Raw genomic sequence first — 17,609 nt, forward strand, 5'->3', positions numbered from 1 at the left:
CAAGGACCTTTGCGGATGATCCGACTCGAAGACCTGACCAAGAGATTCAAGACCCCCGGCGCCGATATCGTGGCCGCCGACCGGGTGAACATGGAAGTGCCCACCGGCGAGATCTGCATCCTGCTGGGGCCCTCGGGCTGCGGCAAGACCACGGCGCTGAAGATGATCAACCGGCTGATCCCGCCCACCAGCGGCAAGATCTACATCAATGGCGAAGACACCGCGCAGCTGGACGATATCCAGCTGCGGCGCAATATCGGCTATGTGATCCAGCAGATCGGCCTGTTCCCGAACATGACGATCGAGGAAAACATCTGCGTCGTCCCCCGGCTGCTGAACTGGGACATCCGCAAGGCCCGGCAGCGTGCCGCCGACCTGCTGGACCTGGTGGGTCTCGACCCGCGCCAGTTCCTGCGGCGCTATCCCAAGGAGCTGTCGGGCGGCCAGCAGCAGCGCGTCGGCGTGATCCGGGCGCTGGCCGCCGATCCGCCGGTCATGCTGATGGACGAGCCCTTCGGCGCCATCGACCCGATCAACCGCGAGATCATCCAGGACGAGTTCCTGAAGATGCAGGCCGAGCTGAAGAAGACCATCATGTTCGTCAGCCACGACATCGACGAGGCGGTGAAGATGGGCGACAAGATCGCCATCTTCCGCGCCGGCCGGATCGAGCAATACGACACGCCCGACATGATCCTGGCCCATCCCGCCAATGCCTTCGTCGCCGATTTCGTGGGCGCGGACCGCACGCTCAAACGGCTGCGGCTGGTCACGGCCGAAGAGGTGGCCTCCACCGAGGTGCCGGTGACCGCGCGGTCGACCAAGGTGTCCGACGCGCTGCACCAGCTGACCGTCGCGAAGGCCCGCCGCGCGGTGGTCATCGACAGCGACCGCCGCCCGGTGGGCTTCGTGACCGCCGAAGAGATGGCCGGCGCCTCGGGCGCGGTCCGGGACTTCGCCCATCCGCTGCCCGCCACCGTGCCGATCCGGGCGGACCTGCGCGCCGTGGTTTCGGAAATGTTCGCGCATGACACGATGTGGCTGGCCTGCACCGACGATCACGGCCGTTTCGCGGGCGTCATCACCCAGCCGGACGTGACCGCGGCGCTGCGCGCGACCTATGGTCCCGACAAGGGCGCGGGACTGGAACAGGGGGCGTCATGACACGCTGGCTGGGTCTCGGGCGCGGGGCGACGATGCTGCTGGTCTTCCTGCTGGGCATCTGGGTAGCGACCTCGGGGTTGCTGGACCAGATGGCGATATACTGGGACGACATCACCTATCTGACGCGCCAGCACGTGTTTCTGGTCGCCAGTTCCGGCGGAGCGGCGATCCTCGTGGGCGTGCCGGTGGGCATCTGGCTGTCGCGCCCCTCGATGGAGCGTTATGCCGAAACGGTGATGCAGGTCTTCAACATCGGCACCACCATCCCGACGCTTGCGGTCATCGCGCTGTCGATGACGCTTCTGGGCATCGGCTTTCCGCCGGCCTTCTTCGGGCTGTTCGTCGCCTCGCTGCTGCCCATCGTGCGCAATACCTATGCCGGGCTGCTGGCCGTGCCTTCGCATCTGAAGGAGGCCGCGACCGGCATGGGCATGACGCAGCGGCAGATCCTGTTGCGGGTCGAGATCCCGAACGCGCTCTACGTCATCTTCTCGGGCATCCGCACGGCGCTGGCGATCAATGTGGGCACGACGCCGCTGGCCTTCCTGATCGGCGGCGGCGGACTGGGCGAGCTGATCTTTACCGGCATCGACCTGATGGACACGGGCATGTTGCTGGCGGGCGCGGTCCCCACGGCGGCGCTGGCCGTGGCCGTCGATTTCCTGATGGGACAGGCGCAGCTGCGGCTGATCCCGAAAGGCGTGAATCCGCTTCGATAAGGCGGAACCAGAACCAGCAACCAAGGGAGCCAACAGCATGAACATCACCGTCAAATCCGGCCTTGCGGCACTGGCCTTCGCGGCATTCGCGACCGGCGCGCAGGCGGCCGACATCGTGGTCGGCGGCAAGAACTTCACCGAACAGCAGATCCTGTCGGCCATCACCCAGCAGGTGCTGGAGGCCAACGGCCACCGGGTCGACAACCGCGCCGGCATGGGCTCGGCCGCGGTGCGCCAGGCGATGGAGAACGGCCAGATCCACGTCTATTGGGAATATACCGGCACCTCGCTCATCACCTACAACAATATCGAGGAAAAGCTGGACCCGCAGCAGACCTATGACACGGTCAAGGAGCTGGACGCCCAGAAGGGCATCGTCTGGCTGAACCCGTCCGAGGCCAACAACACCTATGCCCTGGCGATGCGCGCGGCGGATGCCAGCGAAAAGGGCATCGCGTCCATTTCCGACCTGGCCGGGGCGATCAATGGCGGCCAGAGCCTGACCTTCGGCTCGAACGCCGAATTCTATGCCCGCCCGGACGGGCTGAAGCCGCTGGAGGCGGCTTACGGCTTCGAGTTCGGCCGCGCCAATGTCAAGCGCATGGATACCGGGCTGGTCTATCAGGCGCTGCGGGACCGGCAGGTCGATGTCGGGCTGGTCTTTGCCACCGATGGCCGCATTCCCGCCTTCGACTTCACCGTGCTGGAGGACGACCGGGGCTATTTCCCCAGCTACGCGCTGGCGCCCGTGATCCGCGCCGAGGTGCTGGAGGCCAATCCCGATATCGGCGACCTGCTGAACGAGGTCTCGGCCAAGCTGGACGATCAGGTCATGGCCGCGCTGAATGCCAGCGTCGACGTCGACAAGGTCTCGGTCGAGAACGCGGCGGCGAAGTTCCTGCAGGACAACGGCCTCATCTGAGGCGGGACGGGCGGGGGCGGATGCGCCCCTGTCCTCGGGATGGCGATGCGGAGGGGCCGAAGGCGATGACCACCAGCAAGACGATCACCATCGGCGCCGCGCAATTCTCCAGCGAGATCGGCGATGTCGACGCCAATCTGGACCGCCACCTGCACTGGATCGCACGGGGACGCGAGGCGGGCCTGGACATGCTGGTCATGCCGGAACTGTCGCTGACCGGCCATTACGGGTCCGAGCGCCTGCTCGATGCGGCCATGTCGCGCAAGGACCCGCGGCTGAAGCGGCTGGCCGAGGCGGCGGGCCCGATGGCCGTGACGCTGGGCTTCATCGAGGAAGGGCCGGCCGCGCAATTCTACAACGCGGCGGCGATCCTGTGCGACGGGCGGATGATCCACCTGCACCGCAAGGTGAACCTGCCCACCTATGGCAAGTTGGAAGAGGGCAAGCATTACGCCCCCGGCCGCTTCGTCGAGACCTGCGAGCTGGACGGGCACTGGCGCGCGGGCCTGCTGATCTGCGCCGATGTCTGGAACCCGGCGCTGACCCATCTGGCCTTCCTGCATGGCGCCACCCTGCTGATCTGCCCGGTCAGTTCCGGCGAGGAGGCGGTGGGCGCCGATTTCGACAATCCCGGCGGCTGGGCGCTGACCTGCCGCTTCTATGCGATGATCTACGGCGCCCCGGTCGTCATGGTGAACCGCACCGGGACCGAGCGCGACCTGACCTTCTGGGGCGGTTCGCGCATCATCGATCCCTTCGGGCGCGCGCTGGCCGTGGCCGGTTCCGGCGAGGAGATGATCACCGCGGTGCTGGATTACGACGTGCTGCGCCGCGCGCGCCACCTGCTGCCCACGGTGCGCGACAGCAATCTGGCGCTGGTCCAGCGCGAGACGGCGCGGCTGATCGACACGCTGGGCGTCCCGGATTTCGTCCGCGAATGAGGCAAGGCGACGATGCGCGATTTCTTCCTGAACGACGAGGACCGGGCCTTCCGCGCCGAGATCCGCGATTTTCTGGCCCGCGAACTGGCCCCGCGCGTCGACCGGATCGAGCGCGACCAGGATTTCGCGGCCCAGCTGGAGGTCGCGCAGGCCCTGGGCGAGGCCGGCTATCTGAAGCTGATGCTCCCCGACCTTTACACGGGCAGCCTGTCGCGGCCCGGCCTGACCCATGCGGTGATCGTCTCGGAAGAGGCCGCCTATCTGAATTATGCCTTCGAGACGACCATCGCCACGGCCCTGTCCTGCGCCTATCCGATCCACCGTCATGCTCGCCCGGCGCTGCGCGAACGCTACCTGACGCCGATCCTGGAGGGCCGCGCCGTCGGCTCGATCTGCATGACCGAGCCGAATGTCGGCTCGGACAGCGCCGGCATGGAAACCGCGATCCGCTTTGACGAGGCCAGCCGCGAATGGGTGATCGACGGGTTCAAACGCTATATCTCGAACGCGTCCAAGGCCGATGTCTATATCGTCTGGGGCATCACCGATCCCGATGCCCCTCCGCAAAGGGGCATGAGCGCGGTTCTGGTGCCCGCCGATACCCCCGGACTGTCCTTTCCGCGGCTTTACGACTTCATGGGCCGGCGCGGCTCGGTCGTGGGCGAGGTCGCGCTGGACGGGGTGCGGGTGCCGGAGGAGAACCTGCTGGGAGAGGCGAATGCCGGTTTCCGCATCATGCTGGGCGCCTTCAACTTCGAGCGGGTGATCCTGGGCGGTTCGGGCCTGGGCGTGGCGCGGGCGGCCTTCGACCTGGCGCGCGACCATGCGCAAAGCCGCGTCAGCTTCGGCGAGAAGCTGGGCCAGAAACAGCTGATCTGGGACATGATCGCGCAGATGAGCTGGCGGATCGACGCGGCCGAGCTGCTGACCCAGCGGGCGGCCAGGATGTATGACGGCGGCATCGGCGGCAAGGATCTGATGCGCGAGGCCAGCCAGGCCAAGCTGGTCGCGACCGAGACCGCCGTCTTCTGCTCGGACCGCGCGGTGCAGGTCCTCGGCGGCGACGGCGTCACCCGCCAATACGGCCGGGCCGAGCAGCTTTACCGCGATGCCCGCGCGCTACCCATCGTCGGCGGCAGCTCCGAGATGTGCAAATACCTGATCGCGGCGCGCGAGATGCCGGCGATCCGTCCCAATCTGTGACAGCAAGAGAGACCGATGCATATCGCCCGCATTCTGGAGGCTTCCGCCGACCGCTACCCGGATCACCTGGCGCTGGTCTTCGAGGACCGGCGCTGGACCTATGCCGAATGGCTGGCCCGCGTGCGCCGCTTTGCGCAGGCGCTGTCGGATCTGGGGGTGCGGCCCGGGGACCGCGTGGCCTTCTATGTCTCGACCTCGGAAAACTCGGTGACGACCTATTTCGCCTGCCAGATGCTGGGCGCGGTGGCGGTGCCGATGAACTTCCGCCTTTCGGCGGGCGAGGCCGCCTATATCCTGCAGGATTCCGGCGCCCGCGTGCTGATCTATGGCCGCAGCCTGACCGAAAACGTCGAACGGATCGCGGCGCAGATGCATTCGGTCCACGATTTCATCGGCTGCGCCTATGACCGGGCGCATATCCCCGCCGGCCATCTGCATTTCGATACCCTGGCCGAACAGACCGCGGACCGGGACGAGCCGCGCATCATTCCCCCGGGGGATGCGATTTCCTCGCTGGTCTATACCTCGGGGACGACCGGGCGGCCCAAGGGGGTGATCCACACCCATGCCAACGACATCGCCATCGCGATGAACTGCGTCATGGAATATTCGCTGAACCACACCGACAAGGCGCTGCATATCGCGCCGCTCTACCATGTGGGCGGCATGCAGGCCTATTTCATTCCGCATCTGCTGGTCGGCGGCACCAATGTCGTGATCGGCCGCTACGAGGCGGAAAAGACGCTGGACACCATCGCGGCCGAGCGCATCACCACGCTGTTCGCCGTGCCCACCCAGATCCAGGAGATGCTGTTTCACCCGCGCTTCCGCGATCAGGACCTCTCCTCGCTGCGGCTGATCACCACCGGCGGCGCGGCCATTTCCGCCGCCACGATGGAGCGGGTGATGGCCGAGTTCTGCCCGGCGATCTTCAACGGCTACGGCATGACCGAGGCGTCGCTGACGCTGGTGCTGCATCCGCAGGACGCGCTGCGCAAGCTGGGGTCCTGCGGCAAGCCGACGCTGATTTCGGAATGCCGGATCGTGACCGACGACCCCGGGCGCGAGGTGCCGCCCTCGGAAACCGTGCCGCGCGGACAGGTGGGCCAGCTGATCGTGCGCGGCCCGCAGGCGATGCAGGGCTATTGGAACAACCCGTTCGAAACGCAGAAGAAGCTGAAGGCGGGCTGGATCTATACCGGCGACCTGTTCAGCCAGGACCGGGACGGGTTCTATTACTTCCACGGCCGGGCCGACGACATGATCGTCTCGGGCGGCGAGAACATCCATCCGCGCGAGGTCGAGGAGATCCTCTATCGCTGCCCCGGCGTGCAGGAGGTGGCGGTCGTCGGGCTGGCGGACGAGAAATGGGGCCAGGCGGTGACGGCCTTCGTCGTCCGCTCGGACCCGGCGCTGAGCGCGCAGGATCTGGATGCGTTCTGCAAGGCCAGCGACGATCTGGCGCCCTACAAGCGGCCCCGCCGCTACGAGTTTCTGGAAAGCCTGCCGCTGAACCCCAGCGGCAAGGTGCTGCGGCGCGAGCTGGTCGCGCGCCATGCCCCGCAGCCGGCCTGTTGAGGACAGCATCATGCCATCGAACTTTCACGATTTCCTGCACGACATGCGCGCGGAGGACATGCCGGATGCGGTGCTGGACCTTGGCCGCCGCTGGCTTCTGGACCTGCTGGGGGTCGCGGCGGGCGGCAGCCGGACGCGGCTGTCGCGCATCATCCGCGACCATGCGGCGGCGCATTTCGGCGCGGGGGGCCGCGCGGCTCCGATGCTGATGGACGGCCGCGGAGTCAGCCCCGCGGGCGCGGCGCTGGCGGGCGGCATGACCATCGACGCGCTGGACGGCCATGACGGGCACAAGCTGACCAAGGGCCATGTCGGTTGCGGCAGCCTGCCCGCGCTGCTGGCGCTGATGCAGGCCGAGGGGCGGACGGACGACCGCGCGCTTCTGGCCGGGCTGGTCGTCGGGTATGAGATCGGGACGCGCGCGGGCATCGCGCTGCACCGCACCGCCTGCGACTACCACACCTCGGGCGCCTGGGTCGCGGTGGCGGCGGCGTCGCTGGGCGCGCGGGTGCTGGGGCTGGATGCGGCGCGGACCCGCGAGGCCGTGGGCATCGCCGAATATCACGGCCCGCGCAGCCAGATGATGCGCTGCATCGACCATCCGACCATGGTCAAGGACGGCTCGGGCTGGGGCGCGATGGCCGGCGTCTCGGCCGCCTATCTGGCGGCGGCGGGCTTTACCGGCGCCCCGGCGATCACCGTCGAGGGCGCGGATGTCGCCGACCTCTGGGCCGATCTGGGCACGAACTGGCGCATCGCCGAGCAGTATTTCAAGCCCTGGCCGGTCTGCCGCTGGGCGCAGCCCTCCGTGCAGGCGGTGCTGGACCTGCGCGCGCGGCATGGGGTGACCGCCGATCAGGTCGAGCGGATCGAGATCGCCACCTTCCACCAGTCCCGCCGCCTGGCCGCCCGCGATCCGGCCAGCACCGAAGAGGCGCAGTATTCCACCGCCTACCCCGCCGCCGTGGCGCTGGTGCGGGGCCGCGTCGATCCCGCGGACGTGGCCGAGGACGGCTTGGCCGACCCGCTGATCCGCAGCCTTGCCGCCGGCATGACCGTCACCGAGCGCGAGGATTTCAATGCCGCCTTCCCGGCCCGCCGCTTTGCCGATGTGCGGCTGGTGATGAAGGACGGCCGGGTGCTGGAATCCGGCCCGACCGAGGCGGCGGGCGATCCCGAGGCCCCGGCACCGATGGATGCGGTGCGCGCCAAGTTCCGCGCCTATGCCGCGCCGGTTCTGGGCGAGGTTCGAACGACCGCTCTGGAACGCGCGGTGGACCGGCTGGGCGACGGCGGCGGCACGGCGGCGCTGTTCGGACTGCTGGGCGCTGCCTGAGCGGCGGTCGGGTTCAGGCGATGCGGCGCGACCGGGCGCGGGCGGCCCGCGCCTGTTCGCGCATCTCGCTTGGGCGTATCCCGTAGAATTCCTTGACCCATTTCGAGAAATGCGAGGTCGAGGCGAAGCCCGTGGCGACGGCGATGTCGATGATCGGCTGCTCGGTGTAAAGCAGCATCTCGCGCGCGCGCTCGACCCGCAGGGACAGGTAGCAGCGCGCCGGCGTCATGCCCAGGAAGCTGCGGAAATTGCGCTCCATCTGGCGTTCGCTGACGCCCGTCAACGCGGCCAGCCTTTCGATCTGCAACGGCGTCTCGATATTGGCCTGCATCAGGCGAATGGCCATCTGCATCGTCCCGGGCAGGGTGCCGATCTGCTCGGCCCGGCCGCCCTGCTGGTTCTCGCCCGCATCGCGCATGCGGGCGTGATGGAACTGGTTGGCGACCCCGTTGGCCAGGTCGCGCCCGTGCAGGTCGGCGATGATATGCAGCATCAGGTCCATGGATGCCGTCCCGCCCGAACAGGTCAGCCGGTTGCGGTCGATCTCGTAAAGCGTGCCGGTAATCGGCAGATGCGGGAAATCCTCTTCGAAGGCGGCGCGGTTTTCCCAGTGGATCGTGCAGCGATAGCCGTCCAGCAGCCCGGCCCTGGCCAAGAGATAGCTGGCCGTGGACAGGGCGCCGATGGCCCGGCCGCGATGCGCCGCCCGCCGCAGGGCGGCAAGATAGGGGCGTTCGTCCTGCGGATCGACCCGCGCGCCGCCGCAGATGAACAGGGCGTGGTTGCGCTCGATCGCCTGATCGACGGGGATGGCCGGAAAGGGAATGCCCGAGGACGGCATGACCGGCTGGCCGTCGATGCTGCACAGGTCCCAGCGGAAAGCCTCGCGCCCCAAGAGGCGGTTGGCGGCGCGCAGGGGCTCGGTCGCCGAAGCGAGGCTCAGCATCGAGAGCCCTTCCAGCATCAGGAAGGCGAAGCACAAAGGCTCGCCCGTGTCGTGGTAGAACATCGGCGGGTCCGGGTTGCGATGCGCCATGTTCGGCCAAGCTGCCCCGTTCTTCAAGCCGCCCCGCTTCAAGCCGGTCCCATCAGGCCGAGGCCACCGCGGCGGGCAGCCAGCCCTGAAGCGCGTCCCAATCCGGCTCCAGCCGGTCGAAGCGGGCCAGCCGCAGGCTGGAGAGATCGGCGAAATCGCAGTGCCCCTGCGTCACCAGCTGCATCAGCGCCCGGCCCGAGGCGGGCGACAGGCCGAAGCCCACGCCGGACAGGGTGGCGACGGTCAGGTTCTGCCAAGGCGCCGGGCGGTCGAGGACGGGGCGGCCGTCGGGGGTGTTCTCGATGATGCCCGACCAGCTGCGGATGACACGGGCATGGGCGGCCTTGGGCAGAAGCTGGGCCACACGCCGGGCGATGCTGCCCGCCAGCGGGGTCGAGGGGCGCGGGCCGCCCGGCTGTTCCTCGGTCTCGACCCATTCATGCGGGCCGCCGCCATAGGCCAGATTGCCGCGCAGGGTCTGGCGGCCATAAAGCCCGTTGCCGTCGATCCCCCCCAGCGGCATCAGCGGCAGGGGCTCGGTCACGATCATCTCGGCGCGGGCGGCGCGCATGGGGATGGCGACCTCCAGCATCGCGGCCAGCCGGCCGGTCTGCGGCCCCGCCGCGATGACCAGATGGTCGCAGCCAAAGACACCCCTGTCGGTCTCGACCGCCCTCACCCGGCCGCCCTGCCGGCAGAAGCCGGTGACGGTGACATGCTGGCGCACCCGCCCGCCCCGGTCGCACAGCGCCCAGGCATAGGCCTGCACGGTGCGGTGCGGGTTCGCATGGCCGCCGAAATGATAGTAATGCCCGGCATGGACATTGTCCCCGGCCAGCGGCACCAGATCGCGCACCGTCTGCGCGTCCAGGTCGTCGGCGCGGAAGCCCTGCTTGCGGGCATTGGCCGCGGCGCGGCCGTAAAGCGTGAACTGCTCGGGCGAAAGCGCGATACGGATGCGGTTCGGCCGGAACTCGGTCGGGTAACCCAGCAATTCGTCCATCATCGGCCAGAGCCGCTGTTCCTCGGCAAAAAGCGGGCTGTGGTGATGCGAGCAACCGCCGCCATTGCGCCCCGAGGCCTCCCAGCCGACGATGCCGCGTTCCAGCACCAGCACGTCCACGCCCGCCTCGGCCAGCCAGAAGGCGGTGGAGAGGCCGGTGACGCCGCCGCCGATCACGATGACCGAGGCGCCGCGATTGTCGTCGCCGGCGTCGATGCCGGGAATGGGGTTATTCGCTGACATGTTCCTTCTCCGTCGCAAGCGCGGCGACCGTGTAATGGTCCTCGACATCCCAGAAAGGGACCCATTGGCGCGGCATTCCGAACCAGGAATCCCAGGCGGCGGCGATGGCGGGATCCTCGGGCAGGGCGGCGGCGGCCAGGCTGAGCGGGCGGACCGGGCTGCGATAGCCGGCCAGCGGCACTACCCCCAGCGACAGGTCCTCCTGCAAGGCCAGCAGCGCCTGAATCTGCTCGCGGCAGCGGCGGCCCTGACAGGGGCCCATGCCGGCGCGGGTCAGCCGCTTGATCTGGTCGGGATCGGGCGGACCCTCGCCCAGGATCTCGGTCAGGCTGCGCGTCAGGTTCGGCAGATGCGGCGCGTTCAGATAGCGCGGCGGGCTGACATCCAGGATCTCGCGCGCCGTGACCTCCTCGCATTGGCAGACCGGCATGTCGGCCACGGCCTCCACCACCGAGGAGCGGACCCAGGCCTTGCGGTATGCGCCCAGATCGGCGGCGGGTGCGGGCTGCGGGGCGGCATCGACCGGAGCCTCTGCCAGCCCCAGCGCCGCCAGCGCGGCCCCGGCGGCCAGCCGCCCCTCGGCCTCGGCCAGCGCGGGATCGGCGGATTTCGCGGGCCAGATCCCCACGCAGTCGCCCGCGGCGCGGATGCCGGGCAGGCTGGTTTCGCCCCCCGCGCCCAGCAGCGGCACGAAGCCGCCGCGATCGTTGTCGAAGGCGCAGCGCGCCCCGGCTGCGTGGAGCAGGTCGATCATCGGCACCGCGCCCACGCCCAGCAGCACGGAATCGCAGGCGATGGTGCGGTTGCGCAGCACCAGCCCGGTGACGCCATCCGCGTCCGAGGTGACGCCGCGCGGCGCCTCGCCGGTGACGATCTCGACCCCGGCGGCGCGGATGCGCGCGACCAGATCCTCGGGCGCGGCGGCGGCCTCGGCCTGCTCGACCACGGCGGCGATGGTCACGCCCGCGTCGATCAGGTCCAGCGCCGCCAGCAGCGCCTCTGGGGTTGAGCCCAGCATGACCGCGCGGCGGCTGTCCAGCGCATCATAGAGCCGCGCCAGCATCAGCGCGGCGCCGGCGCCCAGCACGCCGGGCAGGTCCCAGCCGGGAAAGGCCAGCCCCATGTCGCGCCGCCCGGTGGCCACGATGGCCTGATCGAAGCCGATCAGATGGCTGCCCTGTTCCTCATCCACCAGCCCGGCGACCAGACCGGGCATCCAGCCCAGATTGGGCTGATTGGCGAACAGCCCCCAGCAGGCGGTGCCAAGGCGGATGTCGATGCCCAGATCGAACAGTTCGACCAGATCGGGGCGAGCTTCCAGCATCCGCTCGGTCATGGCGTTGCGGTTGCGGATGGTGCCGCCCATCCGGCCGCCCCAGATCTGCGGGACGCTTTCGCCCATGGTCTCGAAGGGCACGGGATGTTCGTCCACCAGCATCACCTGCGCGCCGCCCTGATGGGCGTGGCGGGCGGCGGCGATTCCGGCGGGACCGGCGCCCACGACCAGGATCTGGGTCCGTTCCGCGATCTCAAGGCGCTTGCCGGCGACGGATCGGGGGTCTGTGGTCATCTTGCGTCCTCTGGTGACTGCATCGCGGCAGGGCCATCCTTGGTGTAAAGCCCGCCGGGCCGGCAGCAGGTTTTCGACCCGAAGGGAAAGAAATCCGACCGTGATCCGGGGTCAGGCCAGCCTGATCTCGACATCCGACGCCGCGCGGGTCGAGCAGGCCAGCACATAGCCCTTGGCCGCCTCTTCCGGCGTCAGCCCGCCATTCGGCCGGCTGTCCACTTGGCCCGAGACCAGCTGCACCATGCAGGTGCCGCACATGCCCTCGCCGCAGCCGCAGGGGATGATGACGCCCTGCCGCAGGCTGGCCTGTAGCAGCGTCTCGTCGGCGCGGATGCCGATGGCGCGGCCGTTCACGGTCAGGCCGAAGCCGGGGCCTTCGGGGGCGGCTTCGGCGATGGGCGCAGCGGCGGGGGCCACGCCGCCGAAGCTTTCGGTGTGGAACTGCGCCCGCGCGCCGCCCTCGGCGGCATGGATCAGCCGGACCTCCTGCATGAAGCCCTGCGGCCCGCAACAGAAGACCTGTCGCCGGCCCAGATCCGGGATGGCACTCGCCAGCCGCCCCCGGCTGACGCGGCCGCGATAGCCGAACCAGCCCGGTGCGGCGCGGCTGACGCTGATCGCCACCGTCAGCTTGGGCATCCGGCCCTGCAATTCGGCCAGTTCGCGGGCAAAGAGCACCTCGGCCGGATCGCGGGCGGCGTGGAACCAGGCCAGATCGGCCTCGGGATCGGTCTCCGCCAGATGCCGCAGCATGGCCATCATCGGCGTGGCGCCCGAGCCGCCCGAGACGAAGGCCAGCCGGTCGTTGTCGCGCAGCCCCAGCGTGAAGGCGCCGCGCGGTGGGCGGGCCTCGATGCCGCGGCCTTCGCGCAGATTGTCATGCAGCCAGCGGGTCGCGCCGCCCGGCGCCTGCGCCTTGATGGTCAGCTCCAGATCGCCCCCGGTCCCGCCCGAGATGGTGAAGCTGCGCCAGACCGGGCCGCCCGGCAGGGGCACCTTCAGCACCAGTGCCTGACCGGGGATGAAGCCCACCGGGCCACCATCTGCCCGCAGGCGGAAGGTCTTGACGGTGGGCGTTTCGTCGCGAACGGCGATGCAGGACAGCGACAGCAGGGCCGCCGAAGGGGCTTGCATGTCCATGCGCCTTACTCCGCCGCGATCCGCGCCTGCGGGCCGCCGGTGAAATCCGCCATCTTGCCCGCATACCAGTCCGAGAAATTGCTCAGCATGAATTCCGAGGGCGCATAGGGGCCGGGCCGGTAGGCGCGCGACAGGATACCGCGATGGTTGTTCTCGGCCAGCACGCGATCCTCGTCATTGGTGGCCAGCCAGACCTCGGTCAGGCGTTGCAGGTCGTAATCCACGCCCTCGACCGCATCCTCGTGGACCAGCCATGTCGTGCGCACCTCGGTCCGGTTCGCCGACAGCGGCAGGACCCGGAAATGCAGGATGTGGTCGGAGAGGAAATGGTTCCAGTTGTTCGGCACCCGGAACATGCGGACCGAGCCCAGGTCGGGCTCGGTGAAATCGGCCAGCAGCTTGTTGCAGGCGGGCTTGCCGTCCATGGTGAAGGACAGGCAGTCCTCGTTGAAGGGCAGGCGGATGCAGCGGAACTCGTTGCCGCCCTCGGCGGGCTTGTGGGGCAGCCCCAGCGCGTCCCAGCGCGCGGTGGAACGCTCCATCAGCCCCTGGAACTGCGCCTTGACCAGCGGATCGTCGGGCAGGGCGAATTCGACCAGCGTCACCAGCAGCTCGGGATGGTTGCCCGCGCAGTGATAGCATTCGCGGTTGTTCTCGATCACCAGCTTCCAGTTCGCCTCCTCGACGATGGTCGAGGTGAAGGCAACCTTGGTGCGGTCGGGCATGTGCGGGACGATATAGGGCGTGACCCCGGCGCGGAAGCGTGCCAGCGAGGGCGGTTCGTCGGCAAGGCAGATATAGACCATGCCGCAGATCACCTCGACATGGACCGGGGCGAGGCCGTGCGCCGCCTTGTCAAAACCGTCAGGCATCTGCCGGGCATTGATCAGGCTGCCGTCCAACTCGTAGACCCATTGGTGATAGGGACAGACCAGACGGTTCGCGCGCCCCCTCTCCTTCTGGCAGATCAGCGAGCCGCGATGCCGGCAGCTGTTGTGAAAGGCGGCGATCTCTCCATCCCGGTTGCGCAGCACGACGACGGGATTGTCGCCGACCTTCAGCGTCAGGTAGTCGCCGGGGCGCGGAATCTCGACCACGTTGCAGGCGAAGATCCAGTCGGTTTCGAACACCGCCTGCATGTCGGCGCGAAAGATCTCGTCATCGACATAGAAGTCGCGGGGCAGGGAATGGCCGGGCCGGCGCTGCGCGAGCAAACCCGCTATCCGTTCTTTCAGCATTCTCGCTAACCTCTTGATAACCCTTCCCATGGGGGCGCATTTCGGCATTCTCGGGCATCCTGTCCTGCGCCCTGGTTCCGGCGCAGCAGCAATGCGACATCGGCCGTCAGCTTTCCGACGGGCCGCGAAAAGGTCTGGTGCCGTCGCCCGAAGGGAAGGGGTGGACAGCCGTCAGCGGGGGGCATCCGGCGACAGGTCGCGCCTTGCATGAACGATCCGCATGGGCCACCGGGATCTCCATCGCTACGGTCTATCGATCGGTCAGCACACTGGAAAGCTGTGGCCTGATCGAGCGCCACAGCTTCCCCGACGGACGCGCGCGCTTCGAAACCAGCGGTTCCGGACATCACGACCATTTCATCAATATCGAGTTTTTGTTGCCTGATGAAACTTCGATGGCTGCCAATTGCCCTGACAAATGGGCGAACTTGCCGTCCCTTCGCGGCTAAAGTCACGAAAACATGGATATATCCGAGACCGGACAGGCCTTGATCGCCCGTCGCTTCAACGGTTTCTCAGGCCGAAAGCGGCTCGGCCCGGGCGCCAAGCGCGGTCAGCGCCGCGCGCGGCGACAGCAGCAAGAGCAGCCCGCGCTTGCCGCCGTTCACCGCCACCTCGTCGAAGCCCATGGCCTCGGCCTCGAAGATCACCGGCACCGGGCGGCGCTGGCCGAAGGGGCTGATGCCGCCGGTGCGATAGCCGGTCAGCCGCTCGGCCTTGTCCGGCGGCATCATCGTCGCCGTCTTGCCGCCAAAGGCCGCGGCCACGCGCTTCATCGACAGGCTGCGGTCGCCGGGAATGACGGCGCAGGCGGGCCGCCCGTCCACCTCGACCATCAGCGTCTTGAGCAAGCGCCCGGCGGGCAGGCCGATGGCTTCGGCCGCCTGCAGCGCCACCCGCTCGGAACCCGGGTCGTAGCGGTATTCGACCGCGCGGAAGCCCAGCTTCGCCCGGCGCAGGAATTGCGTGGCCGGGGTGCCGGTGCTCATCCGGCGGTCCCGTCCCGCGGCGGCGCAAAGCCCATCTCGCGGTCGATCCAGCCCATCAGCAGCGCCACGATCCGCGCCTGCTCGGCATCGCCAAGCGCCCGGCCCGGCGGGATGGCGTGCCATTTCCCCAGGCAGGACCGGCAGCAGCAGGCGGTGGCGTGCTGGGCGATAAAGACCGGATGGCCGCGCATCGGCGTCTGCCGGCCGTCGTTCGCCGGCTGGGCGGGCGCCAGCCGGGCGGCGACGAAATCGCGGGCATGGGCGGCGATGGTCTCGCGCCCCTTGGCATCGGCATAGGCGCGCTCTTTCGGGCCAAGGCGAAAGCGGCGGCGAAAGGCCGAGCGGGCCAGCCGGTCGAGGATCTGGTTCTGCGCCGTCATGCCCCGGACATAGCCGCCCCGGCGCGCGGCGGAAAGCCCCTAGCCCGCGACCTTGCCCAGCACCAGGAAGGTCATCATGCCCAGCGGCGGCAGGCTCCGGCGTTCTTCCAGGACCAGCGACCGCTCTTGCAGCACCCTGTCGATGGGGAAATCGGAATGCCAGCCGATGGTGTTGGCCAGCGGCGCGAACACCCGCTCCAGCGCGGCAAGGGCACCGCGTTCGCGGGCGAAATGGTTGGTGATCACCACCTTGCCGCCCGGCCGGCAGACGCGCGCGATCTCGGCCATCACCTTTTCCGGCTCGGGCACCACCGACAGCACATGCATCGCGGTCACGGTGTCGAAACTCCCGTCCGGGAAATCCAGCTTGCGCGCATCCATCTGCCGCAGCGCGCGCACCTGCTTCAGGCCCAGCCGCTGCACCTTGGCGATGGCCTTGTCCAGCATGTCCTGGCTGAAGTCGATGCCGGTGACCTGCATCTGCGGGCCGTAATGTTCCAGCGACAGCCCGGTGCCCACCCCGACCTCGAGCACGCTGCCGCCGCGGCGGTTGATGTAGTCCACCGCCCGGCGCCGGCCCATATGGGTCACCGCCCCGAAGGTCCGGTCATAGATCGGCGCCCAGCGGGAATAGGAGGATTGGATGGCTTCGATATCCATGGCCGTTCCTTATCGGCTTGAGGGGCGGTCCCGGTCGATCCAGGCCCAGATCACCATGACGGCATAGCCCAGGCAAAGCGCGATCAGCGTGATCCAGGCAAAGCTGAGCAGCGCGGCGCCGATGAAGGCCACGCCGACAAGGAAGAACTTGACGTTCTCGCGCGAGATCTTCGTGGTCTTGAAGGACCAGGTGGGGATCCGGCTGATCAGCAGCAGGCCGACCAAGATCATGTGCAGGCAGATGACGATCTGCGGCAGCACCGGCCGGTCGGCGAAGGCGAAGGACAGATACATCGGCAGCATCACCAGAAGCGCCCCGGCGGGCGAAGGGATGCCCTCGAAATAGGCGCTGTCGCGATGCGCCTCCTCGGACTTGCTCGAAACGTTGAACCGCGCCAGCCGGATCACGCAGCAGACGGCAAAGACCAGAACGCAGATCCAGCCCAGGCTGCGGATGTCCTTCAGCGCCCAGAAATACAGGATCAGCGGCGGTGCGACGCCGAAATTCAGGAAATCCGCCAGCGAATCCAGCTCGGCCCCCATCTTGCTGGACGATCCCAGCAGCCGCGCGATGCGTCCGTCGATGCCGTCCAGGATGCCCGCGCCGATGATCAGCAGCACCGCCGGCATGTAGTCGCCCTGCACCCCGAAACGGATGGCGGTCAGCCCGGCGCAGACCGCGATGATGGTCAGCATGTTCGGAAGCAGCTGCACCAGCGAGAATTCGGTCTGCGGGCCGGTGGGCTGTTCCATCACGCCTCCGCCCGCTCGGCCGGCGGCAGTTCGGCGATGACGGTCTCGCCGGCGACCATGGTCTGGCCGATCTCGACCAGCGGCGCCACGCCCGGCGGCAGGTAGACGTCCAGCCGCGAGCCGAAGCGGATCAGGCCGAAGCGTTCGCCCGTGCGCAGCCGGTCGCCGGGCTTGACGAAGCAGACGATGCGCCGCGCGACCAGGCCGGCGATCTGCACCACGGCCAGTTCCCGGCCGTCCTGCATGCGGATGCGCAGGCCGTTGCGTTCATTGTCGACGCTGGCCTTGTCCAGCGAGGCGTTGAAGAACTTGCCGGGCCGATAGGCGACCGAGACCACCTCGCCCGCCACCGGGCTGCGGTTCACATGGCAGTTGAACACGCTCATGAACACGCTGACGCGGGTCAGGGGCGCGTCGGCCATGCCCAGCTCGGCCGGCGGCACCGCGGGCTCGATCAGCGAGACCACGCCGTCCGCCGGGCTGACCACCAGGCCGGGACGGGCGGGCGTCACCCGCTCGGGGTCGCGGAAGAAGTAATAGCACCAGATGGTCAGGCCGACGCCGATCCAGCCCAGCGGCTCCCACAGCAGGAACAGCACCAGCGTCACGGCGGCAAAGATCGCCACGAAACGGACGCCCTCGCGGTGCATCGGCTTGATGAAGGTGTCGCGCATGCGCATCTGGCTTCTCCCCGGGGCTGAGCTGCCGCGCCAGTCATAATGGGATTGGCCCGG

18 protein-coding genes are annotated in these 17,609 nt (G+C 68.5%); 8 read left to right on the forward strand and 10 right to left on the reverse strand.

Annotation, left to right across the window (positions count from 1 at the left end; translation table 11 throughout):
• Window positions 1-15 precede the first annotated feature (15 nt).
• The 7 genes from PARJ55_RS0117675 to PARJ55_RS22460 all read left to right on the forward strand — a co-directional run bounded on the left by PARJ55_RS0117675 (window position 16) and on the right by PARJ55_RS22460 (window position 7,863).
• Window positions 16-1,164, forward strand: a complete 1,149-nt coding sequence (locus PARJ55_RS0117675) for a betaine/proline/choline family ABC transporter ATP-binding protein (protein WP_028714231.1) — start codon at window positions 16-18, stop codon at window positions 1,162-1,164.
• The gene (locus tag PARJ55_RS0117680; RefSeq protein ID WP_036698864.1) at window positions 1,161-1,883 is read left to right on the forward strand and encodes an ABC transporter permease; all 723 of its coding nucleotides are present in this window, start codon (window positions 1,161-1,163) and stop codon (window positions 1,881-1,883) included. The genes PARJ55_RS0117675 and PARJ55_RS0117680 overlap by 4 nt, the downstream gene beginning before the upstream one ends.
• A 37-nt stretch (window positions 1,884-1,920) precedes the next feature.
• The gene (locus tag PARJ55_RS0117685; RefSeq protein ID WP_028714233.1) at window positions 1,921-2,805 is read left to right on the forward strand and encodes a glycine betaine ABC transporter substrate-binding protein; all 885 of its coding nucleotides are present in this window, start codon (window positions 1,921-1,923) and stop codon (window positions 2,803-2,805) included.
• Window positions 2,806-2,870: 65 nt separating this feature from the next.
• Window positions 2,871-3,746, forward strand: a complete 876-nt coding sequence (locus tag PARJ55_RS0117690) for a nitrilase-related carbon-nitrogen hydrolase (protein ID WP_036698867.1) — start codon at window positions 2,871-2,873, stop codon at window positions 3,744-3,746.
• A gap of 12 nt (window positions 3,747-3,758) precedes the next feature.
• The gene (locus PARJ55_RS0117695; RefSeq protein WP_028714235.1) at window positions 3,759-4,949 is read left to right on the forward strand and encodes an acyl-CoA dehydrogenase family protein; all 1,191 of its coding nucleotides are present in this window, start codon (window positions 3,759-3,761) and stop codon (window positions 4,947-4,949) included.
• Between the two features lie 15 nt (window positions 4,950-4,964).
• Complete coding sequence (locus tag PARJ55_RS0117700) at window positions 4,965-6,527, forward strand: class I adenylate-forming enzyme family protein (RefSeq protein ID WP_028714236.1); 1,563 nt, start codon at window positions 4,965-4,967, stop codon at window positions 6,525-6,527.
• Window positions 6,528-6,537: 10 nt separating this feature from the next.
• Entirely contained in the window at window positions 6,538-7,863 is a 1,326-nt protein-coding gene (locus PARJ55_RS22460) for an MmgE/PrpD family protein (protein WP_036714433.1), read from the forward strand.
• Window positions 7,864-7,876: 13 nt separating this feature from the next.
• On the opposite strand, the gene PARJ55_RS0117710 is transcribed toward PARJ55_RS22460, so the two are convergent.
• The 5 genes from PARJ55_RS0117710 to PARJ55_RS22465 all read right to left on the reverse strand — a co-directional run bounded on the left by PARJ55_RS0117710 (window position 7,877) and on the right by PARJ55_RS22465 (window position 14,093).
• A complete protein-coding gene (locus tag PARJ55_RS0117710; protein WP_051416339.1) occupies window positions 7,877-8,872 on the reverse strand; it encodes a GlxA family transcriptional regulator in 996 nt (331 codons plus the stop codon).
• Window positions 8,873-8,951: 79 nt separating this feature from the next.
• Window positions 8,952-10,145, reverse strand: a complete 1,194-nt coding sequence (locus PARJ55_RS0117715; protein WP_036698863.1) for an FAD-binding oxidoreductase — start codon at window positions 10,143-10,145, stop codon at window positions 8,952-8,954.
• Window positions 10,132-11,715 carry an NAD(P)/FAD-dependent oxidoreductase gene (locus PARJ55_RS0117720; protein ID WP_028714239.1) on the reverse strand — a complete coding sequence of 528 codons (1,584 nt, stop codon included), beginning with the start codon at window positions 11,713-11,715 and terminating at the stop codon, window positions 10,132-10,134. Before PARJ55_RS0117720 ends, PARJ55_RS0117715 begins: the two co-directional genes overlap by 14 nt.
• 111 nt (window positions 11,716-11,826) lie before the next feature.
• Window positions 11,827-12,849, reverse strand: a complete 1,023-nt coding sequence (locus tag PARJ55_RS0117725; protein WP_232215738.1) for a hybrid-cluster NAD(P)-dependent oxidoreductase — start codon at window positions 12,847-12,849, stop codon at window positions 11,827-11,829.
• Between the two features lie 11 nt (window positions 12,850-12,860).
• Window positions 12,861-14,093, reverse strand: a complete 1,233-nt coding sequence (locus tag PARJ55_RS22465; protein WP_051416337.1) for an SRPBCC family protein — start codon at window positions 14,091-14,093, stop codon at window positions 12,861-12,863.
• A gap of 137 nt (window positions 14,094-14,230) precedes the next feature.
• Here PARJ55_RS22465 and PARJ55_RS23475 point away from each other — a divergent pair, with 137 nt between their 5' ends.
• Complete coding sequence (locus PARJ55_RS23475) at window positions 14,231-14,542, forward strand: transcriptional repressor (RefSeq protein ID WP_232215739.1); 312 nt, start codon at window positions 14,231-14,233, stop codon at window positions 14,540-14,542.
• A gap of 66 nt (window positions 14,543-14,608) precedes the next feature.
• Here PARJ55_RS23475 and PARJ55_RS0117735 read toward each other — a convergent pair whose 3' ends face one another.
• The 5 genes from PARJ55_RS0117735 to PARJ55_RS0117755 are packed head-to-tail and all read right to left on the reverse strand — an operon-like array spanning window position 14,609 to window position 17,555.
• Complete coding sequence (locus PARJ55_RS0117735; RefSeq protein WP_028714241.1) at window positions 14,609-15,082, reverse strand: aminoacyl-tRNA deacylase; 474 nt, start codon at window positions 15,080-15,082, stop codon at window positions 14,609-14,611.
• Window positions 15,079-15,462 (reverse strand): DUF4186 domain-containing protein, encoded by a 384-nt coding sequence (locus PARJ55_RS0117740; RefSeq protein ID WP_028714242.1) that lies wholly within the window; start codon window positions 15,460-15,462, stop codon window positions 15,079-15,081. Before PARJ55_RS0117740 ends, PARJ55_RS0117735 begins: the two co-directional genes overlap by 4 nt.
• 39 nt (window positions 15,463-15,501) lie before the next feature.
• Window positions 15,502-16,122 carry a class I SAM-dependent methyltransferase gene (locus tag PARJ55_RS0117745; protein ID WP_028714243.1) on the reverse strand — a complete coding sequence of 207 codons (621 nt, stop codon included), beginning with the start codon at window positions 16,120-16,122 and terminating at the stop codon, window positions 15,502-15,504.
• A gap of 9 nt (window positions 16,123-16,131) precedes the next feature.
• The gene (gene pssA / locus PARJ55_RS0117750; RefSeq protein WP_028714244.1) at window positions 16,132-16,875 is read right to left on the reverse strand and encodes a CDP-diacylglycerol--serine O-phosphatidyltransferase; all 744 of its coding nucleotides are present in this window, start codon (window positions 16,873-16,875) and stop codon (window positions 16,132-16,134) included.
• Entirely contained in the window at window positions 16,875-17,555 is a 681-nt protein-coding gene (locus tag PARJ55_RS0117755; RefSeq protein ID WP_028714245.1) for a phosphatidylserine decarboxylase, read from the reverse strand. The genes pssA and PARJ55_RS0117755 overlap by 1 nt, the downstream gene beginning before the upstream one ends.
• Window positions 17,556-17,609: the final 54 nt, after the last annotated feature.

It is taken from the genome of Paracoccus sp. J55, from assembly GCF_000513975.1.
In the GTDB taxonomy this organism is placed as follows: Bacteria; Pseudomonadota; Alphaproteobacteria; order Rhodobacterales; family Rhodobacteraceae; genus Paracoccus.